General features: G+C 48.0%; 20 protein-coding genes. 19 read left to right on the plus strand and 1 reads right to left on the minus strand.

The features are described from left to right. Positions 1-86 precede the first annotated feature (86 nt). From nadD to BTA35_RS13610, 13 genes are all read left to right on the plus strand, one after another. Entirely contained in the window at positions 87-743 is a 657-nt protein-coding gene (gene nadD, locus BTA35_RS13550; RefSeq protein WP_078320343.1) for a nicotinate-nucleotide adenylyltransferase, read from the plus strand. 188 nt (positions 744-931) lie between these two features. Next, positions 932-1,309: a ribosome silencing factor gene (gene rsfS, locus BTA35_RS13555; RefSeq protein WP_078320344.1), complete on the plus strand. Its 378-nt coding sequence runs from the start codon at positions 932-934 to the stop codon at positions 1,307-1,309. Further along, entirely contained in the window at positions 1,306-1,773 is a 468-nt protein-coding gene (rlmH, locus tag BTA35_RS13560; protein WP_078320345.1) for a 23S rRNA (pseudouridine(1915)-N(3))-methyltransferase RlmH, read from the plus strand. Before rsfS ends, rlmH begins: the two co-directional genes overlap by 4 nt. A 33-nt stretch (positions 1,774-1,806) precedes the next feature. After that, positions 1,807-3,687 carry a penicillin-binding protein 2 gene (gene mrdA, locus BTA35_RS13565; protein ID WP_078320346.1) on the plus strand — a complete coding sequence of 627 codons (1,881 nt, stop codon included), beginning with the start codon at positions 1,807-1,809 and terminating at the stop codon, positions 3,685-3,687. After that, the gene (rodA, locus tag BTA35_RS13570; RefSeq protein WP_238377600.1) at positions 3,684-4,832 is read left to right on the plus strand and encodes a rod shape-determining protein RodA; all 1,149 of its coding nucleotides are present in this window, start codon (positions 3,684-3,686) and stop codon (positions 4,830-4,832) included. Before mrdA ends, rodA begins: the two co-directional genes overlap by 4 nt. Positions 4,833-4,943: 111 nt before the next feature. After that, a complete protein-coding gene (gene mltB, locus BTA35_RS13575) occupies positions 4,944-5,978 on the plus strand; it encodes a lytic murein transglycosylase B (RefSeq protein ID WP_078320347.1) in 1,035 nt (344 codons plus the stop codon). Positions 5,979-5,992: 14 nt separating this feature from the next. Beyond that, on the plus strand, positions 5,993-6,844 hold the full coding sequence (locus BTA35_RS13580; protein ID WP_078320348.1) for a septal ring lytic transglycosylase RlpA family protein: 852 nt from the start codon (positions 5,993-5,995) through the stop codon (positions 6,842-6,844). A 186-nt stretch (positions 6,845-7,030) separates the two neighbouring features. Further along, on the plus strand, positions 7,031-8,197 hold the full coding sequence (locus BTA35_RS13585; RefSeq protein ID WP_078320349.1) for a D-alanyl-D-alanine carboxypeptidase family protein: 1,167 nt from the start codon (positions 7,031-7,033) through the stop codon (positions 8,195-8,197). Between the two features lie 229 nt (positions 8,198-8,426). Then, the gene (locus tag BTA35_RS13590; protein ID WP_078320350.1) at positions 8,427-8,699 is read left to right on the plus strand and encodes an HP0495 family protein; all 273 of its coding nucleotides are present in this window, start codon (positions 8,427-8,429) and stop codon (positions 8,697-8,699) included. A gap of 3 nt (positions 8,700-8,702) precedes the next feature. Then, positions 8,703-9,383, plus strand: a complete 681-nt coding sequence (lipB, locus tag BTA35_RS13595) for a lipoyl(octanoyl) transferase LipB (RefSeq protein ID WP_078320351.1) — start codon at positions 8,703-8,705, stop codon at positions 9,381-9,383. A 3-nt stretch (positions 9,384-9,386) separates the two neighbouring features. Next, on the plus strand, positions 9,387-10,397 hold the full coding sequence (gene lipA / locus BTA35_RS13600) for a lipoyl synthase (RefSeq protein WP_078320352.1): 1,011 nt from the start codon (positions 9,387-9,389) through the stop codon (positions 10,395-10,397). 95 nt (positions 10,398-10,492) lie between these two features. Continuing rightward, complete coding sequence (locus BTA35_RS13605) at positions 10,493-10,780, plus strand: hypothetical protein (RefSeq protein ID WP_139363667.1); 288 nt, start codon at positions 10,493-10,495, stop codon at positions 10,778-10,780. 36 nt (positions 10,781-10,816) lie between these two features. Continuing rightward, positions 10,817-11,380, plus strand: a complete 564-nt coding sequence (locus BTA35_RS13610) for a CBS domain-containing protein (RefSeq protein ID WP_078320354.1) — start codon at positions 10,817-10,819, stop codon at positions 11,378-11,380. An 88-nt stretch (positions 11,381-11,468) separates the two neighbouring features. Here the strand turns inward: BTA35_RS13610 and BTA35_RS13615 are convergent, their stop codons facing one another. Then, on the minus strand, positions 11,469-12,029 hold the full coding sequence (locus BTA35_RS13615) for a D-sedoheptulose-7-phosphate isomerase (RefSeq protein ID WP_078320355.1): 561 nt from the start codon (positions 12,027-12,029) through the stop codon (positions 11,469-11,471). 92 nt (positions 12,030-12,121) lie between these two features. On the opposite strand from BTA35_RS13615, the gene BTA35_RS13620 reads away from it, so the two are divergent. The 6 genes from BTA35_RS13620 (at position 12,122) to nfsA (ending at position 20,921) form a co-directional block, all read left to right on the plus strand. Next, a complete protein-coding gene (locus BTA35_RS13620; RefSeq protein ID WP_078320356.1) occupies positions 12,122-13,060 on the plus strand; it encodes an ROK family protein in 939 nt (312 codons plus the stop codon). Positions 13,061-13,463: 403 nt separating this feature from the next. After that, positions 13,464-16,130 (plus strand): pyruvate dehydrogenase (acetyl-transferring), homodimeric type, encoded by a 2,667-nt coding sequence (gene aceE / locus BTA35_RS13625; RefSeq protein ID WP_078320357.1) that lies wholly within the window; start codon positions 13,464-13,466, stop codon positions 16,128-16,130. A 130-nt stretch (positions 16,131-16,260) separates the two neighbouring features. Next, positions 16,261-18,249: a pyruvate dehydrogenase complex dihydrolipoyllysine-residue acetyltransferase gene (gene aceF / locus BTA35_RS13630; protein ID WP_078320358.1), complete on the plus strand. Its 1,989-nt coding sequence runs from the start codon at positions 16,261-16,263 to the stop codon at positions 18,247-18,249. Positions 18,250-18,430: 181 nt separating this feature from the next. Further along, positions 18,431-19,108 (plus strand): LysE family translocator, encoded by a 678-nt coding sequence (locus BTA35_RS13635; protein ID WP_202931269.1) that lies wholly within the window; start codon positions 18,431-18,433, stop codon positions 19,106-19,108. Between the two features lie 238 nt (positions 19,109-19,346). Beyond that, positions 19,347-20,000, plus strand: coding sequence for an adenylate kinase (adk, locus tag BTA35_RS13640; RefSeq protein WP_078320359.1), 654 nt, complete (start codon positions 19,347-19,349; stop codon positions 19,998-20,000). A gap of 198 nt (positions 20,001-20,198) precedes the next feature. Then, complete coding sequence (gene nfsA, locus BTA35_RS13645) at positions 20,199-20,921, plus strand: oxygen-insensitive NADPH nitroreductase (protein WP_078320360.1); 723 nt, start codon at positions 20,199-20,201, stop codon at positions 20,919-20,921. The last annotated feature ends 271 nt before the right edge of the window (positions 20,922-21,192 follow it).

Below are 21,192 nucleotides of genomic sequence, written 5' to 3' on the forward strand. Positions count from 1 at the left end.
TAGCGTCGCGTTATCAGCGGCAGGTCAGTAGGCCTGCCGTTTTTGTATCTGCAATGACTCTAACTTAAATAGTTTCTGATAATCTTATGCCTGATAAACCTGATGTTATCGCTGTGATGGGGGGGACTTTTGACCCGGTTCATAATGGGCATCTTCGATCAGCTCTGGAGCTGAGGCAGCTATTGGCGCTGGATGAAGTTCGTTTGGTTCCCTGTCATCAAACTCCACATCGAGAACAGCCTCAAAGAAGCAGCCAGCAGAGACTGCATATGCTCGACCTGGCTGTTGCTGGTGAAGCCGGGCTGTATATCGATGACCGGGAGCTCCGTCTTGATCAGCCTTCCTATTCGGTTTTGACGCTACAGGGGCTGCGTAAAGAGCTGGGTGATGAGGCTGTGCTTTGTTGGGTTATGGGGGTTGATGCGTTTGCCCACTTTACCTCCTGGTATAAGTGGCGGGAAATTCTAACGCTGGCCAATCTTATTATAATGACACGTCCGGGTTTTGAATTAGTCTCAGGCTCAGAAGAGAAAAGGCTTTGGCAGGAGCGTGCCGTTGAGGTGTCTGAACTGTATCTGCACCCTTTCGGGAAAGTTCTGCCCGTCAGCCTGCCCTCGCAGCTGGAAATTTCTGCAACCTATATCCGTCAGCAGTTATCACAGGGACAATCTGTGCGCTACCTGCTCCCTGATTCGGTTATCAACTATATCGGGACCCATAAGCTGTATGTCAAAGTGTCCTGATCCTTTCGGTATTTGAGCGCGTTTTTTTGCCTGATGTTAAACTAATGTCTCTTTTTATGGCTTTTGGCGTGAGTTTTTACAGGGAAATGAACATTAAGGCTACAAAGCTGCTCTAACTTGTAAGACAATTGAGTTCTTATTTGATTAATCCTGAATTCGTCTGGTTAATCCTGAAAATCTGAGGTCCTATGCAAACAGAACAACTCAAGCAGCTGGTTATTGACTCGCTGGAAGAGATGAAGGGTAACGATATTGTGGTGCTTGATGTCAGAGGCAATACAAGTGTTACCGATTTTATGGTTATCGCCAGCGGTACATCTAACCGCCATGTGGCCTCCATGGCTAATAATGTGGTGGTGAATGTTAAAGAGCAGGGCGTTCGTCCGCTGGGCGTGGAAGGTCAGACCGGTAGTGAGTGGGTTCTGGTGGATTTGGGGGGTATTGTTGTTCATATCATGCAGCCAGCAACCCGCCAATTCTATGACCTTGAGCGTCTCTGGAGTGATTTACCGGAGGATTCTGTTGTGGAGTCCGGAATCCAGGAGTCGTCGGAGAGCCATTCTTGAGGATCAAGCTTATTGCAGTGGGCACTAAAATGCCCAAGTGGGTAGAGCAAGGCTACGAAGAGTATGCTAAACGTCTGCCCCGGGAGTTTTCTCTGGAATTGATGGAGATTGCTCCCGGCAATCGCGGTAAGAACGCTGATATTGAGCGTGCAATCCGAAAAGAAGGTGAGCTGATGATGTCTAAGATCAGCTCATCTGACCATGTGGTTGCTCTCGAAGTACTCGGGAAAACATGGTCGACGGAGCAGCTGGCAAAAGAAGCTGAAGGCTGGCAAATGCTCGGTCGTGATGTTTGTCTGCTGGTTGGTGGCCCTGAAGGCCTTGCCCAGGAGTGTAAACAAAGAGCAAATCAGCAATGGTCACTATCGCCTCTCACACTGCCACACCCTATGGTGAGGCTCCTGTTAGCGGAGCAGGTTTACCGGGCCTGGAGTGTTATTCAGGGGCACCCTTATCATCGCTAAAACTCTCATCTTTCCAAGAACGGTGATAACCGGATGTCTGAAAAACGCACACTGAAAAACCTCGACCTTGAATACCGTCTTTTCAAGGAACGGATCTTTGTCGCTTTTGCCATCGTTATCCTTCTTGTTATGGTACTTGTTTCCCGCATGGTTTATCTGCAGGTATACCAGTACGACGTCTATAGTACCAAGTCCGATAAAAACAGAATGCACGTAAGGGCTATTCCCCCGACCCGAGGCCTTATCTTTGATGGCAAAGGGCGTGTATTGGCAGAAAACCTGCCCAGTTATAACCTGATGTTTGTTCGTGAGCAGGCGAAAGATATTCAAGGTGTACTGAACACTCTGTCGGAGGTTCTGGAACTGAGTGAAACTCAGCAAAAAGAGATTGCCGAGCAGACTTATAGCCAGCGCCGGCCATTCCACTCCGCCCTTCTGTTAAGCCAGCTAACAGAAGAACAGATCGCTAAAATTTCTGTCAATCGTTATCGTCTTCCTGGTGTTGAGATTGAAGCTCAGCTGATTCGCCACTATCCGTATGGACCGATGACAGCTCATGTTCTGGGCTATGTTTCCCGTATTAGTGAGCTGGATCTTAAGAAAGTTGACCGTTCTCAGTATGCGGGGACTTACTATATTGGAAAGAGTGGAATTGAGCGTCAGTATGAAGAGACCCTGCATGGAAAAGTGGGGGTTCAAACGGTTGAGACCAATGCCCGCGGGCGGGTGCTAAGTATTCTGGATGAGACTTTACCTGAGCCAGGAAAATCCCTGAAGCTACACCTGGATGCTGATCTTCAGTATGCCGCGATGCGTGCACTATCCGGCTTTCGTGGCTCTATCGTGGCTATTGAGCCTAAAACAGGCGGTATCCTGGCGATCGCCAGCACGCCAAGTTTTGATCCTAATCTATTTGTTTCCGGTATTGACGGCAAGACCTATAAAGAGTTGATTACCTCCCGTGACCTGCCCATGTTTAACCGGAGTATCCGGGGGAACTATCCTCCTGCTTCAACTATTAAAGCTTTTATGGCAATTGCCGGGCTTGAAGAGGGGATTGTCACTCAGGACTTTACCATTGAAGACCCCGGCTGGTTTCAGTTACCAAATGATGATCGTTATTACCGCAACTGGAAGCGGATTGGGCACGGTACAGTGGACTTGAGAAAAGCGATTGTGGTTTCAAACGATACCTACTTTTATAACCTGGCCTACAATTTAGGCATTGATCGTATTTATCCCTTTATGCAGCGTTTTGGATTTGGTTTGAATACAGCACTGGATATACCTCAGGCCTCTCCAGGGCTTATGCCAAGTCGCGACTGGAAACGCACCAAACGGAAGTCTCCCTGGTTTCCGGGTGAAACACTAAGTGTTGGAATTGGCCAGGGGTATTGGCAGGCAACGCCCCTGCAGATTGCGACGTCAATGGCGGTGCTGGCTAACAGGGGTAAGTGGGTACAGCCCCGATTGGTAAAAAGTATTGATAGTAAAGACGTCGCCGCTGATAACAAAGAATCTCCAAAAGATATCGTGCTATCCGATGAGCGTTACTGGGACATCGCTATAGAAGCTATGGTTGATGTGGTTCATAGTGGAACGGGGACAGCGCGACGGATCGGTAAGCGGGTTGACTATACCATTGCAGGTAAAACCGGTACCGCTCAGGTAAAAAGCATCAAACAAGACGAAGTTTACGATGAAAGCAAACTGGCCGAGCGCCACCGGGATCATGCAATGTTTGCCGGTTTTGCTCCGGCCCATGATCCGAAAATTGCATTGGCGGTCATCGTAGAAAATGCGGGTAGCGGCAGCACGACAGCCGCACCCATCGCTCAGATGGTTTTTGATGCTTACCTGAAAAAAGAGCGTGGTCTGAGGCTGACTGACTCAGCGGGCGGAGGAAAACAGTGAGTACACGTGATTTTTTGCACCGGTTGCCAGGGGCTGCTAATGCATTCCAGCGTCCTGCTGGTTGGCTGGAACGGATCCATATCGATTTCTGGATGCTGATGATTCTGTTTGTTCTCATCAGTTGCGGCCTTTTTGTACTTTATAGTGCATCTGGTGAGAGCCTGCATGATGTCGAACGCCAGGGGATGCGTTTTCTTGTGGCTCTGGCAGGCATGTTTATTATTGCTCAGATTGAGCCGCGGCACCTGCAGCGCTGGACGCCTGTTTTTTACCTGGCCGGGGCCGTTCTTTTACTGGCTGTTTTACTGTTTGGTGTTGGTGCAAAAGGGGCGCAGCGCTGGATTCAGATACCGGGCATTGGTTTTCGCTTTCAGCCATCGGAAATTATGAAGCTGGCGATGCCGATGATGGTTGCCTGGTTTCTGGCTAATCGACCTTTACCCCCGGGTTGGAAACATTTATTGATTTCAGCTGTCATTATTGGGATACCCGTGTTGATGATTGCCCGGCAGCCTGATTTAGGAACTTCGCTTTTGGTAGCCGCTGCTGCTGTTTTCGTTGTGCTGCTGGCGGGGTTGAGCTGGAAACTGATCGGCGGTTTTATTGTCCTCGGCATTTCCGCACTACCGGCACTCTGGTATGTGATGCATGATTATCAACGTCAGCGAGTACTGACTTTCCTTAACCCGGAGATTGATCCTTTAGGTTCTGGCTGGAACATCATTCAGTCAAAAACAGCCATTGGTTCTGGCGGTGTTTATGGGAAGGGGTGGCTTCAGGGAACCCAGTCGCAACTTGAGTTTCTTCCTGAACGGCATACGGATTTTATTATCGCTGTACTGGCTGAAGAGTTTGGCCTGGTTGGTATTGGCCTCATTCTGTTGGCCTACCTTGCGATTATTGGCCGCGGGCTCTTTATTGCATTAAATGCTCAGGATACCTACGGCCGTTTAGTGGCTGGCAGTATTACACTGACATTTTTTGTCTATGTGTTCGTTAATATTGGTATGGTCAGTGGGTTATTGCCAGTGGTGGGGGTTCCGCTACCTCTGGTGAGTTATGGCGGCACTTCTATTGTTACTTTGATGGCAGGATTCGGGATTCTGATGTCGATTCACACCCATCGAAGCTTAGTTCGAAAGTAATCTCTCAGAGTTTTGAGAGGAGATTAATGTTTTTTATTTGCTTGTTTTGTTAGAGTGCACAAAATATAAGCAAGCTTATTCAGTTTTGGACGTGACAGCATGAGACATCTGATGAATATCAAAACCACTTTATATCGTTGGTTTGGACGTAGCTCCATTGCAGCGTTGGCCTTTGTTCCGATAGGCTGCGCCACTGCCAATACACCGGAGCAACCAACGCAGACTGAATACGAGCGTAATGTACTGATTGAAGATTTTGTTACCGAGATGGTTCGTGATCACGGCTTTACACCATCTGCTTTGAAAACTGTTCTGGATAAAGCAGAGAAGAAGCAGAGTATTCTGGATGCGATCTCCCGTCCGGCAGAAAAGACCTTAGAGTGGAAAGATTATCGCAAGATTTTTATTACCGATAAACGTATTACTGGTGGTGTTCGCTTTATGCGTAAACACCGGGTCGTTCTTGAACGCGCTGAAATGATTTACGGTGTCCCGAAAGAAATTATCACTGCGATTATCGGTGTCGAGACTTACTATGGACGCATGGCAGGTAACTATAGGGTTGTCGATGCTTTAAGCACTCTGGCTTTTGACTATCCACCCCGTGCTGAATTTTTCCGTGGTCAGCTAAAAGAGTATTTTATTCTGGCGCGTGAAGAGAGTATCGACCCGTTGTCTATTAAAGGATCTTATGCCGGCGCCATGGGGTATGGTCAATTTATTCCAAGCAGTTATCGTAATTTTGCCGTCGACTTTGACGGTGATAAAAAGCGTGATATCTGGAATAACCCAACGGATGCCATTGGTAGTGTTGCTAATTATTTCAAAGAGCACCACTGGCAGACAGGTGAGCCCGTCGTTGTCCCTGCTACCGTTCAGGGCGATGCTTACAGCGAGTTTGTTAACACGAGTCTGAAGCCAGAGCTTTCGGTTCAGGAATTGGCTGAAAAGGGGTTTACACCAAAGGATCGTCGTCGTTACTCCGGTATGGCTACAGCTATGGAACTGCAGGGTGAAAAGGGTGTTGAGCATTGGTTAGGGCTCAGGAATTTTTACGTAATTACCCGCTATAATCACAGTAGGCTTTATGCGATGGCCGTGTATCAATTAAGTCAGAAAATAAAGCAAGCAGACCAGCAGGGATAGGTGAGATAGAGTCGATGGCAGCCAGATCAATCTCTGCATCTGTAAATCAGGGGCAGGCGTTTCGCCGGTATTACGGTGTTTTGTTTACTTTGCTGGCTTTTTTGGCAGGTTGTAGCATGTCACCTTCCGGCTCGCGCTATGAACTCCAGCAGGACGCAGCACCGGATGATGTTTTTGATATGAATAAGATCAAAGACTTAGATCCGGTTTATGAGCCCCCAAGCCCCGCTGGAAATAGATCACCCTATTCTGTCTGGGGAAAAAGCTATACCGTACTGCCATCCAGCAAGGGATATAAAGCTGAAGGCACCGCCTCCTGGTATGGTAAGAAGTTTCATGGATATCACACATCAAATGGTGAGATTTATGATATGTATCAGCTGTCTGCTGCACATAAAAGCTTACCTCTCCCTTCCTATGTTCTGGTGACTCACCTGACTAACGGAAAGCAGGTTCTTGTGCGGGTTAATGACCGCGGCCCCTTCCATGATGACAGGCTGATTGATCTTTCTTACGCAGCGGCGGCCCGGCTTGATATGTTGGCAACGGGCACAGCTCCTGTCAGGATTGAGGCCATAGATCCCGTAAAATGGAACAGTGGTATTGATCCCTCGATCAATCAGCTTCAACCCCCAGTGCTTGTTCAGGTCGCGGCGATGAGCAAATCTGAATCTGCACTCAGGCTGGGGCAACAGTTAGAGGCGGGAACCGGCCAGGCGATGAAGGTACTTCCTGCTCAGGTGAACGGGCGGTTACTGTACAAAGTTCAGCTGGGTCCTGTTGAATCCCGTTCTGAGCTTCAGCGTTTGATTCATCAGCTATCGGACGATGGTTTTGTCAGGCCGATCATCATCCCTATCCCCTGATAAGCCTCAGAATGAACTTTGGTCCTGTTGGCCAGTCTGATTAGGCGTACTTATGCTCCGTTGTGGTGCTAGGTGCGCTTTTGGTACGGCATGGTATACTTGCCGGTTTTAATAGCATTGCTCTTTTTTGGGGCGGTGGACATACACGCAGTATCCTGCATTTTAAAAGGTTAAGAGTTAGTCATCATGAGGATTTTTAGACAAATTCGTGCAAAAGCAGTGGTTATCTTCTCGATTCTGGGGCTAATACTATCGGTGACAGCCCAGGCAGCTCTGATACCCGCTCCGCCGAAGCTTGCTGCTAAATCCTATATTTTGATTGATGCTGATAGCGGCCGTGTACTGGTCGAGCATAATGCAGATAAACAACTCCCTCCGGCCAGTTTGACTAAAATGATGACTGCTTATTTGGTCGAGTCCGAGGTTTCCAAAGGAAACCTGAGTCCGGAAGATAAAGTGCGGGTCAGTGTTAAGGCCTGGAAAGCGCCAGGCTCGCGTATGTTTATCAAAGAGGGCGATTTTGTTGTTATCGAGGATCTGCTTAAAGGTATTATTATTCAGTCAGGCAATGATGCCAGTATTGCTGTAGCGGAGCATATTGGTGGCAGTGAAGAAGCTTTTGCTGACCTGATGACTCAGCATGCGAAGATGATGGGTATGAAAAATACTCAGTTTTTGAATGCTACCGGCTTGCCTGGTAAAGGGCACTACTCTACAGCCCATGATTTGGCTCTTTTAGCTAACCGCATTATTAAAGACTTCCCGGATCTGTATAGCGTCTACTCGCAACAGTATTTCACCTACAATGGTATCCGTCAGGCGAATCGTAACCGTCTGTTGTGGCGCGATAAATCCGTCGACGGCTTGAAAACCGGTCATACTGATGAGGCTGGCTACTGCCTTGTTTCTTCAGCAAAACGCGGTGATATGCGTCTGATCTCTGTGGTTATGGGAACCAGCAGTGAAGAAGCACGCGCCCGTGAGAGTCAGAAATTACTGGCTTATGGTTTTCGTTACTTTGAAACGCTGGAGCCCTATTCCGCCGGTACGGTGCTGAATGAACCGAAAGTTTGGGGCGGTCAGCAACCTGATGTGAAATTGGGTATCCGCGAAAATCTGAATATTACAATTCCCCGAGGCCAGGCTAAGCGACTGACAGCTAAACTCAATGTTAACAAAGTGATTAAAGCTCCGGTTACAGAAGGGCAGTCGATGGGCGTGCTTCAGATTAGTCTTGATGGTGACGTTTTAGCGGAGCGTCCCCTGGTCGCCTTAGAGTCGGTAGAACAAGGTGGTTTCTTTAAGCGTCTCTGGGATAGTATCGTGCTATTTTTTAAAGGACTGCTGGACTAGAAATTTAAACCTGATGCCCATATATCTGTCGGGAAGCAATTCAGGTCGTTAAACGATAAAGACCAACTGGATTAGTTGGTGAAAACCAAAGACAATAAGAGTCCTTGGTTGACTGTTGATGCCGGTCTGCTGCCGGCTTAGAGGACGGGGCCCTGAGGCCCCGTTTTGCTATTTAAAGATAGGCTGGGAAGCACATCTCAGGCTATTACAAGTTTCAAAGGTTTGGATTATGAGTAATCAGCAAGAAGCGCCTAAAATTGAATTTCCCTGTGATTACCCGATCAAGGTTGTTGGCCGAGCGGGCCATGATTTTCGTCAGGTTGTACTTGATGTGATGGAAATTCATGCGCCGGGGTTTGACCAGACTCTGGTTGATGTCATCGAAAGTAGTGGCGGTAAATTTCAGTCTGTACGCGTCACCATTACGGCAACGGGTGAGCCTCAGTTAAAGTCTATTTATGAAGACCTGAAAGCTACCGGTTGTGTCCAGATGGTACTCTAAGGGATGACTTTGAGCGATCGGAAAAAAGAGATACCTCCGGTGAAAGTCTGCTACCTCGGGCTGGTTCCTTATGAGGAAACATGGCAGAGAATGCAGGCATATACCAATACCCGGACATCGTCAGACCCGGACCAGATATGGATTCTGGAGCACCCGCCGGTTTTTACTCAAGGGCTGGCTGGTAAAGATGAACATCTCCTGGCCCCTGGTGATATACCTGTCGTCCAGGTCGATCGGGGAGGGCAGGTGACTTACCACGGTCCTGGTCAGCTGGTTATCTATTTGCTTCTTGACGTAAAACGCCTTGGTTCAGGGGTTCGTCAACTGGTTACTCTGATGGAAACCGCTGTTGTCGAGGCTTTAAAGAAATCTGGAGTCTCTGCATACCCTAAAGCTGATGCACCGGGTGTTTATGTGCAGATCGACGGTGAAGAGTGCAAAATTGCATCTTTAGGCTTACGCATTCGGCGCGGGTGTTCATTTCATGGCCTGGCTTTTAACCTTGATATGGATACTTCCCCGTTTCTCAGAATTAACCCCTGTGGCTATCAGGGATTACGCATGACACAGCTTACAGAAGTTGCGCCGGAGGTCACCCCTGAGGCGGCAACACAATGGGTGCTGAACCACCTTATCGAGGGGTTAGGTAACCCGACTATCACAGAACAAAAGGGGCTGGATTAGTCTATGAGTGATACGCGCTCTCAGATCGTTGACGCTACGGCAGGCGGTCAAAAAGTGGTCAAAAAAACCGGTAAAGTTGAGCAGGGTGTCAAACTGCGTGGCGCCGATAAAACAGATCGAATTCCGGTGAAAATCATCCCAACAGAAGAGATACCCCGTAAGCCAGAGTGGTTGAAAGTGCGTATGTACGCCACGCCGGAAGTTCGTCGTATCAAGGATACGTTGCGTACCCGTAAGTTGCATACCGTATGTGAAGAGGCCGCCTGTCCGAACCTGGGGGAGTGTTTCAATGGTGGCACCGCAACTTTCATGATTATGGGTGATATCTGCACTCGCCGTTGCCCTTTCTGTGACGTCGCCCATGGCCGCCCGAATAACCTTAATCAGGATGAGCCCAGGGAGCTGGCTGAAGCAATTGCTGATATGCGTCTGAAGTACGTAGTGATCACCTCGGTGGATCGTGATGACTTACGGGATGGTGGCGCTCAGCACTTTGCGGACTGCATCGCCGAAACCCGTCAGCGCATGGATAGCATTGAAATCGAAGTACTGGTACCGGATTTCCGGGGGCGTATGGATGTTGCTCTGGATATCCTGCAGCAGACACCACCTGATGTTTTTAACCACAATTTGGAAACCGTGCCGGCGCTTTATCGTAAGGTTCGCCCAGGGGCAGATTACCAATGGTCACTGGATCTGCTTAAACAGTATAAAGAGCGCTGCCCGGATGTATTGACCAAGTCCGGCCTGATGCTGGGCGTTGGCGAGACAAAAGAAGAAGTGGTTGAGGTGATGAAAGACCTGCGGGCTCATAACGTTGATATGTTGACGCTGGGGCAGTACATGCAGCCTTCCAAGAACCACCTGGCGATTGACCGTTGGGTGCATCCTGATGAGTTCGACGAATTAAGGGTGATAGCTGAAGGGCTGGGCTTTAAGCATGTTGCTTCTGGCCCTCTGGTTCGTTCTTCGTATCATGCTGATAAACAGGCCCATGGTGAAACTGTTAAGTAGTACAGAAAAACCTTTTGTAGCATGCAAAAGGTTTTTTATTGCTGTGGTGGAGATAGTTGTCTAAGCTGAAACCATAATCGCCATTCGGACACTTTATGTATCGACTTTCAGTCACTTTAACAATGCTTGGTTTTCTCCTGTTGTTCTTGCAACAGGGGAGTTTTGTGCAAAGCATTGATCCGGTTGATGATTCGGCAACAGTTGTTTTAAGTGCAGCTTTTGATACTGATAACGGGTTTGATGACTCCGCTTTGCCTGCAGAGAAAATATACCTTACAGATCTACTTCTGCATAAGGTTGCTCTGATTTCTCTGCCTGCTCCCGCCTTGGGGCTCCCAGTCTCAAGTTTTCTCATTCGTGCCCCACCTGTAATGCTTGTCTGATCTATAAATTTCTTTTATCTGAAGAAGAGCATTGCTATGAAAACACTGCAACTATTACCTGTCGGTAACGATTATCATCTGGTTCACCCGGAAGAGTTTAATCATCTTGATCCCAGTGCCCCTGCGCTGGCAATCTTTACTGATTTTAAAAAACATGTCCCTCAATCAGTTATGGCTGATCTGGCTGCAGTCCATGCTGAGTCCTTAATGCGGAAGGCTCATGTGCGAATGAAGGTTGTATTGGATAAAGAGGGGGAGCTGATAGGGATCGTCAGCCTAAATGAGCTGGATGATCAGAACTTCTTTAAGGTTAGGCATGAAGAGCGTATCAGGCATGATGAGGTGCTGGTCCAACATCTTATGATTCCACGTCAGGATCTGATGGCTCTGGATTATAATGAACTGGCCGCCGCTGATATTGATCAGGTACTGGAAACTCTGAAGCAGAATAAACAGCAGCATTGCCTCGTTGTAGACAGTGAAAATGAGCAGATCAGAGGCTTGATCTCTGCAACGGATATTGCCCGTCGCCTACATATTCCATTAGAAATTGAAAAGCCAACAACGTTCTTTGACATTTTTATGGCGATTAAACACTGATTGTCGGACAAAACCAAATTGAGATGACAAAAAAGCAGCTGCAAGGCTGCTTTTTTGTATGTTCAGCTTTTGACGGTAGTGTAACTGCCTAGCTTGAAAACCGTTCATCCATGGCTTCGCACAGCCAGTGGCCGACAACCATATGTGCCTCCTGAATACGCGCTGTTTCCGTTGAGGGGATGCGCAGGGTGGTGTCTGCTACGTGGAGAAGTTCACCACCTGTTTCTCCGGTCCAGGCATAGGTGTAACAGCCGATCTCTTTTGCTACTTTAAGTGCATCAATCACATTGGCACTATTGCCGGAAGTAGACAGGCCTATCACGATATCTTCCGGCCGGCTCAAGGCTTCTACCTGACGGCTGAAGACGGTGTCAAAGCTATAGTCATTGGAGTGAGCTGTCAAAATAGATGTATCCGTTGTCAGTGCAATTGCAGCCAGTGTTGGGCGCTCTTTTTTGTAGCGGACAACAAATTCAGCGGCCAGGTGTTGGCTATCCGCGGCGCTTCCGCCATTACCCATAAAAATGACTTTGCCACCATTGCGAATTGAGGATTCGACTTTGCTTGCAAGTTGCTGGATTTCACTCTCAAGACCCTGCAGTTTACTTAGGGTTTCCATGTGGCGTTGTAAGGCGGCCAAAAAGCTCATAACGTATACCTGAGTAAGAAAATTCAGAATGACGAATTGTACATTAGATTGTTTTTCACAGCAGTTAGTTGGTGACGTTGAGGCGCAACAAAATGTATCTTGGAATTGATCTTGGCGGAACGAAAATTGAAGCCGTTGTGCTTTCTGGTGAAAAGGCTGATAAACCGGGAGCTATTCTGTTTAGAAAGCGCATAGCGACTCCTGCTGAAAATTACTCTGGGACTCTTGAGGCAATAGCCGGTCTCGTGGCTGAGGCCGATAAGCAATTCGGACCTTTTGACAGGGTTGGACTGGGTACGCCTGGAGCCGTTTCGGCTAAGACAGGGTTAATGATGAACTGTAACTCAACGTGTCTCAATGGAGAGCCTTTAGTTGAAGACCTTGAGTTACGACTCGGTAAGAAAGTAACCCAGGCTAATGATGCTAACTGTTTTGCTTTGTCTGAAGCCATAGATGGTAGTGCCAGAGGGTATAGGATCGTATTTGGTGTCATTCTGGGCACAGGGGTTGGCGGTGGTATTGTCATTGACGGAAAGGTTCTGCCGGGGTTAAACCGAATAGCTGGCGAGTGGGGGCATAACAGAATGCCAGCCTCGGTGCTCTCTGATGATGACCGGCGTGCTTGTTACTGTGGCAGGATCAACTGTGTTGAAACTTATTTGTCTGGCCCGGGTTTTGCAAATACCTACCGGTCATTAGAACTTGCCGAAAATGCTGTCTTTGATGGTAAATTAACGGCCCGCGAAATTGCCATTTTGCTCGCCCGAAAAGATGCGCGGGCAGATCGTGCCTTAGATATTTACAGTAAGCAGTTAGCTGCAGCTTTGTCTGAGGCTATTAATATCCTGGACCCGGATATTATAGTGCTGGGTGGAGGGATGAGTAATGTCAAAGAACTTTATGCACGGGTAGCGTATTGGTTGCCGGAGTTTGTGTTTTCAGACGTTGTTGAAACGAATATCAGGTCACCTGAGTATGGTGACTCCAGCGGTGTTCGGGGGGCTGCGTGGCTGACAAAGCACAGGGTATGATCGATAATTTTGAGTTGTGTAACTCTCTCTTTGGGCCAATTTATCTGCTACTTTTGTCTTAAAAATGACCAATTAGGGGATGGTTATCCACTCTAATTTTTGTCTTTGGTTTTTTTTTGTAGTATTTTTACAAAACTGGCCAGTCGCCTATAGCTGAACTGGTAACAGTATGGTTAAAGACAAACCTTTTATCATGGGTTTGCAGTTCTTTGAATCATTTCGCACTCGCGATATGAAGTGGTTGCAAAATCTCAGTCATTCGGACTGAAATTTTTGCTTCAGATTAAAAAGTCCGACATGTTCCTGATGTAAATAAACTACAAGCGCTGAAAAAGCGCGTGGACAGGAGCTGCCACATGATCTGTGGCTCGGCTGAATCGGAAAAATGCGGAGAGTTGATAATATGAGTCTGGATACACGAGCAGATCTTGATCCTACAGAAACCCAGGAATGGTTAGATTCGCTGGATTCTGTAATGGATCGTGAGGGTGAAGATCGTGCTCAGTTTCTGTTGAGCGAACTGGGTAATCGTTTACGTCGTGAGGGTGCTCAGCCCCCTTTCTCTATCACTACACCACACCGCAACACTATCCCGGTTCACCGAGAAACCCGTATGCCGGGTGATCTTTTCATGGAGCGTCGTATCCGTTCTGTGATTCGTTGGAATGCAATCGCAATGGTGATGCGCGCGAACAAGAAAAATCCCGGTATCGGTGGCCATATCTCCAGTTTTATGTCCAGTGCGACCCTTTATGATGTAGGTTTTAACTATTTCTTCCGGGCGCCGAAAGATGATTTCGAAGGTGATCTGATCTATATCCAGGGGCATACGGCTCCCGGAATCTATTCCCGCTCATTCCTTGAAGGTCGCCTGAGTGAAGAGCAGCTGGATAAATTCCGCCAGGAAGTGGATGGTGATGGCCTTTCATCTTATCCACACCCTTGGCTGATGCCGGATTACTGGCAGTTCCCAACGGTATCCATGGGGCTTGGGCCACTGGGGGCTATTTATCAGGCCCACGTCATGAAGTACCTGGACAGTCGTGGCAAAAAGCCAATGGATGATCGTAAAATCTGGGCTTTCCTTGGGGATGGTGAGTGTGACGAGCCGGAAACCCTGGGCGCGATCTCACTGGCCGGCCGTGAAAAGCTGGATAACCTGATCTTTGTGATCAACTGTAATCTACAGCGTCTGGACGGTCCGGTTCGTGGTAACGGTCGTATTATGGATGAGCTGGAAGGCGTTTTCCGTGGCGCAGGCTGGAATGTGATCAAGGTTGTCTGGGGACGTTTCTGGGATCCTCTGTTTGAACGTGACAACAAAGACATCATGCAAAAGCGCATGGATGAAGTGGTTGATGGTGAGTATCAGAACTACAAGCAGAAGGGTGGTGCTTATACCCGTGAGCACTTCTTTGGCAAGTATCCTGGGTTGGCGGATATGGTCAAAGACATGTCTGACGAAGATATCTATCGCCTGAACCGTGGTGGTCACGATCCGTATAAAGTATATGCGGCTTACCACGAAGCTGTTAATACAACTGGTAAGCCAACCGTTATTCTGGCCCATACTGTAAAAGGTTATGGTATCGGTGAAGATGGTGAGGCCACTAACGATACTCACTCAGTGAAATCGCTGCAGATGGCCGGTCTTAAGAAGTTCCGTGACCGGTTTGGCATTCCGCTGACTGATGAGCAGTTGGAAGAAGTTCCATACTACAAACCAGCAGCTGACAGCCCTGAGATGCAGTACATGCAGGCCCAGCGTGAGCGTTTGGGTGGTTATCTGCCGGCTCGCCGTAAGAGCTTTGAACCGTTGCAGATTCCAGGTTTGGACAGCAAGATCTTTGAAGCTCAATTGAAGGGCTCCGGTGATCGTGAAATCTCTACCACAATGGCGTTTGTCCGTATTTTGTCTGGTCTGGTAAAAGACAAGCAGATTGGTGAGCGCGTTGTGCCGATTGTACCGGATGAAGCTCGTACTTTTGGTATGGAAGGCATGTTCCGTCAACTGGGTATTTATACTTCTGAAGGCCAGAAATATAAGCCGGAAGATGCTGACCAGATCATGTATTACAAGGAAGACAAAAAAGGTCAGATCCTCGAAGAGGGTATTTCTGAAGCGGGTGCCATGTCTGCATGGGTTGCGGCGGGCTCCAGTTACAGCAACCACAACTATGCATTGATTCCGTTCTACATCTACTACTCGATGTTTGGTTTCCAGCGTATCGGTGATATCGCATGGCTAGCAGGTGATATTCAGGCTAAGGGCTTCCTCGTGGGTGGTACCGCAGGTCGTACAACGCTGAACGGTGAAGGTCTGCAGCACCAGGATGGTCATAGTCATATTCTGGCGGGTACGATTCCAAACTGTGTGACCTATGATCCTGCATATGCCTACGAAATGGCGGTGATTATTCAGGATGGTCTGCGACGCATGTACCAGGAGCAGGAAAACTGCTTCTACTACCTGACCTCTATGAATGAGAACTACGAGCAACCTGCTATGCCGAAGGGTGCCGAAGAGGGCATTCTGAAAGGTATGTACCTGCTGAAAGAGTCGGGTGACAGCAAGCTAAAAGTACAGCTGATGGGCTCCGGTACGATTCTGCGTGAAGTGATTGCCGGTGCGGAACTGCTGAAAGAAGACTTTGGTGTCGATGCTGATATCTGGAGTGTAACCAGCTTTAACGAACTGCGCCGTGATGGTCTGGCAGCAGATCGCCAGAACTTCCTGCATCCGGAAGCTGACGAGAAAGAAGCCTACATTACCTCTTGCCTGAAAGACCGCCAGGGGCCTGTGATCGCTTCTACTGATTATATGAAGCTGCACGCTGATCAGGTACGCAGCTTTATCCCGACAGACTACCGTGTGCTGGGTACTGATGGCTTTGGTCGCTCAGATACCCGTCAGAAATTACGCCATTTCTTTGAAGTAGATCGTTATTTTGTAGCGGTTGCAGCTCTTAAAGCGCTGGCAGACCGTGGTGAAGTTGAGCGTAAAGTCGTTGCGGAAGCGATCAGCAAGTACAACATCAACCCGGAAAAATGTGACCCACTGACCTGTTAATTGGTGTTTGAAAATAACTAACGAGGTGGCCGCCTGACAGAGCCACCTCCTTTAACCGTTAACAGGTAACAGTTCTGATCCGGTATTGATAAATGAGCCGGATCAAACCAATCGAATAGGAGCGAAAGCTTTGAGTACTGAAATCATCAAAGTGCCGGATATTGGCGGAGATTCAGATGTCGAGGTCATCGAGGTCTGTGTTGCAGTGGGTGACCGTGTTGAAGCCGAAGACTCACTGGTGGTACTGGAATCAGACAAAGCGTCTATGGACGTACCCAGTCCACAAAGTGGCGTAGTAAAAGCGATTAAACTGAATGTGGGCGACAAAGTTTCAGAAGGACACGACATTCTGGAACTGGAAATTGAAGGTGCCGCTGAAACTGTAGCAGAAGAAACTCCTGCAGAAGCAGCACCTGCCGTTGAACCGGCTCCTGCTCCGCAGGCACCGGCTGCTTCTGCGCCTCAAGCGGCCGCAGCGCCATCTGTTGAAACCATCAACGTACCGGATATCGGTGATGATGGTGAAGTGGAAGTGATCGAAATCAGCGTTGCCGTAGGTGATGAGATTGCTGAAGAAGATTCTTTGGTCGTACTGGAATCTGATAAAGCATCTATGGAAGTGCCTTCACCGGTTGCTGGAAAAGTCGTGGAAATTCTTGTTGAAACCGGGGTAAAGGTTTCAGAAGGTACTCCGGTAGTGCGTGTTGAAACTGCTGGTGGCGCTGTTGTAGCTGCACCGGTTGAAGCGCCTACTGCTCCTGCGGCTGCACCGGCTCAGGCAGAAGCGCCTGCACCTGTAGCGGCTCCTGCTGCTGGACCCGTCCGTAAAGAGATTCATGTACCGGATCTGAGTGGTAACAGTGATGTACCTGTTATCGAAGTGTCAGTTTCAGTTGGTGATGAATTACAGGAAGAAGATGCCCTGTTTGTTCTGGAAACCGACAAGGCTACCATGGAAGTACCGGCACCATTTGCCGGTAAATTGGTTGAGTTCTTTGTTACCGAAGGCCAGAACGTAAACCAGGGTGATCTGGTTGCGGTCATGGAAGTGATGGAAGCGGCTCCTGCTCAGGCTGCAGCATCGGTTGCGGCCTCTGCCCCAGCTCAGAGTGCTCCGGCATCGGCTGCGCCTGCACAAGCTCCAGCTGCCGCATCTGCTCCAGTGGCAGCCGCTACCGCGGACAGTGGTCGCAAAACCGGAAAAGTACACGCAGGTCCTGCTGTTCGTATGATCGCCCGTGAATTTGGTGTTGATCTGTTGGATGTAACACCCACTGGACCCCGTGGCCGTATCCTGAAAGAAGATGTTCAGTCTTACGTGAAACAGGTGATGCAGCAGGCTAAATCTGCTCCTAAATCGGCTCCGTCTGCTGCCGGTGGAGCTGGTATTCCGCCAATTCCTGCGGTTGATTTCAGCCAGTTCGGTGAAATAGAAGAGAAACCAATGGGGCGCCTGTTGAAGGCTGGCGCAATGAACCTGCACCGCTCATGGCTGAACGTGCCTCATGTGACGCAGTTCGATGAAGCAGATATCACCGAGCTGGAGAAATTCCGTAAGTCGATGAAGGGTGAAGCAGAGAAGCGGGGCTCTAAGCTAACGCCTCTGCCATTTATTCTGAAAGCCTGTGCTTATGCAATGCAGAAATATCCACAGTTTAATGTGTCTCTGCATCCGGATGGTGACAAGCTCATCCATAAGAAATATATCAATATCGGTTTTGCGGTAGATACGCCGGACGGACTACTTGTGCCAGTTGTTCGTGATGTTGACCAGAAATCTCTCTGGGAACTGGCTGATGCTACTGCAGATCTGGCTGGTCGGGCTCAGAAAAAACAACTCAAAGCGGATGATATGAAAGGTGGTTGTTTCACTATTTCGAGCTTAGGTTCGATTGGTGGTACAGCATTTACTCCTATTGTTAATGCGCCGGAAGTTGCTATTTTGGGTGTTTCTAAAGCCAGCATTAAGCCTGTGTGGAATGGGAGTGACTTTGTGCCACGGCAGATGTTGCCGTTGTCGCTATCCTATGATCACCGGGCGATCAACGGGGCTGATGCAGCACGCTTTACAGCGTTTATTGCGGCGGTTCTCGCTGATATTCGTCAGATACTTATGTAAGAGCTGTGCCGGCTCTGTAGCTGACGAGACTCCATTATTACCCGAAAGGGTAGTTGTGCCTGTGGCGGTATTCTTCGGAATACCGCCTTTTTGCTTTCTGAAAACAGATTTCTTTGTCGGAAATTGGGTCAGATTTGCGATATCATCGATTGACTATTGCGATCAATCTCAAGGAAACGATATGGCTGAATTTTTGCACCAGACCGGTATATATCTGGATTCAAGTTTTTGGGCTTTTTTAGTCGCTATTACATTACTTACGATGTCTCCGGGTGTTGATACGATTGTTGTTATCAGGAATACCTTACGTGGTGGAACACGCGATGGCGTTATCACGAGCATAGCGATCTGCCTGGGGCTGTTTATTCACGCCATCATATCCGCTGGCGGTATTTCACTGATTTTGTTGCAGTCAGCTATGCTTTTTACCGCACTGAAGCTGGTTGGGGCGTTTTATTTGATCTGGCTGGGTTACAAAAGCTTATCTTCTGCATTCAGCAGGACATATGACTCATCTTTAACCCGGGCCGTTACTGAAACAGTTGGTCCTACAGGAGCTTCATCCTGGCGCTCATTTCGTGAGGGTTTTTTGAGCAATGTCCTTAACCCTAAGACTATTGTATTTTATATGGCCTTTTTACCGCAGTTTATTCAGGCCGGTGAGCCTGCAATGCTTAAGTCGCTATTTCTGGCTGCGGTTCACTTTTGCATCGCAAACCTTTGGCAGATTCTGATTGTTCTGTTGGTTGGCAAAGCGTCATCATGGCTGTTAAAGGGATCGGTTATGAAAGGAATTGATGGGTTAATTGGCACTGTAATGGTTGGTTTTGGTCTGAAGTTGGCTTTGGATCGCGGCTAGAAATCAATCAAACGAATGTTTGTCAGCTACAACGAATGTATCCTTGTTTTTGCTGTTGTGGACGGGTATTGTCGTTTTCCAATTGCCAGAGTGTTGACTGATGAGTCTGTTACTTTCTGGTTTAGCGGATGTTATAACCGTCTGATCAAATTAAGAATTTTTATTCGACGCTAGGTGCACAGCGTTGGATTTATAAAGAATAAACGATTTAATAATTACACTTAGGGAGCTTTTCTCCATGCGTTTAATTTTGTTGGGCGCTCCAGGCGCTGGTAAAGGTACTCAGGCTCAGTTTATCTGCGAGAAATTTAATATTCCGCAAATCTCTACCGGTGATATGCTGCGTGCAGCTGTTAAAGAAGGCTCTGAACTGGGCCTTAAGGTTAAAGAGATTATGGAAACTGGCGGTCTGGTTTCTGATGAGCTGATTATCTCTCTGGTAAAAGAGCGCATTGCTCAGGATGATTGCAAAGCTGGTTTCCTGTTTGACGGTTTCCCGCGGACAATTCCCCAGGCAGATGCTATGAAAGAGGCCGGCGTTCAACTGGATCATGTTGTTGAAATCGACGTGGCAGATGAAGAGATTATCAAGCGTATGAGTGGCCGTCGTGTTCATCCGGCTTCTGGTCGTACTTATCACATTGTTTTCAATCAGCCTAAGGTTGAAGGGAAAGATGATGTGACCGGTGAAGATCTGATTCAGCGTGAAGACGATAAGGAAGAAACCGTTCGTCATCGTCTGGGCGTTTATCACGAGCAAACGGCTCCTTTGGTTGATTACTATAAATCCTGGGAAGCGACCGGTGCTGCCGAAGCTCCTAAATATACTCATATTGCCGGTGTCGGCAGTGTTGATGATATTCGTGATAAGGTATTTGCTGCTCTTTCTTAAGAAGCGCGGGTATTTCCCTAATTCTGCATGTGACGCAGCCCGTACTAAGGGGAAGTGACCTGCAGGTATTAGAGAGAACGAAAGAAATCCGGTATTCTCTGGTTACTCAGTGATGCCGGATTTTTTTATGGGCAAAGTTTCCCGTCCTGCAAATTTGTATAGCGGAATTTCTATCTAAGTAAATATACAGGTTGAATTATGAATCAAACAATAGAGACTATTCTTTCCCATCGCTCTATTCGCAAGTTTACTGAACAAGCTATTCCGCAGGAGGTGCTGGCGACGCTTATTGATTGCGCAAGGGCGGCATCCTCCTCAAGTAATATTCAGTGCGTTAGCGTTATTCGCATTACTGATGCTAAGAAAAGAGAGCTGCTGTCTGAATATGCTGGTGGTCAGGGTTATGTTGCCAGTGCGGCAGAGTTTCTGGTTTTTTGTGCAGATTTTAATCGTCATCAGCAAATTAAGCCGGATTCCAGACTTGGGTTTATGGAGCAGACGCTTATTGGAGCTGTTGATTCAGCCTTAATGGCTCAAAACTGCCTTCTGGCGGCAGAATCGCTCGGGTTAGGTGGTGTTTATATTGGTGGTTTGCGGAACAATCCGGATAAAGTTTGTGAGTTGTTGAACTTGCCGGAAAATGTATTTCCGATGTTTGGGATGTGTTTAGGCTATCCTGACCAGGACCCCGCTTTAAAACCCAGGCTGCCAGCTGATCTGATTTTGCATACTGATAACTATCAACCGCTGGATGCCGAGAAGCTTGCTGAATACGATGCAACTATGCGTGAGTATTACGATATAAGAACAGGTGGCAAGCTTGATCAATCATGGTCGGATCAGATTAAGGCGATCCTGAGTAAAGAGGCGCGACCATTTATACAGGGTTCGCTGAACAAGCAGGGTTTTGCTAAGAAGTAAGCCCAGGCTATCAGTAAAAGCCCGTCATCCGTAAGGAGTCGGGCTTTTCTTTTGCCCTCAGTGCCTTAGCCTGAACACTACACGGCGGCCTGTCTTTCTTATAATTCACATTATTTTCACTTATTTTGCCTTTTTCTCGTTTTAGGGGTTGTGCTGTCCCGTTTTGTGCGTATAATTCGCCCTCGTTGTCACGGAGCAAGTCTCCCAGCAACGGTTAACTCCTTGTTTTATTTGCTCTTTTTCTGGCTAAGCTGGTTGGTTGAGTTTAGAA

The organism is Oceanospirillum linum, from assembly GCF_001995095.2.
GTDB classification, from domain to species: domain Bacteria; phylum Pseudomonadota; class Gammaproteobacteria; order Pseudomonadales; family Halomonadaceae; genus Oceanospirillum; species Oceanospirillum linum.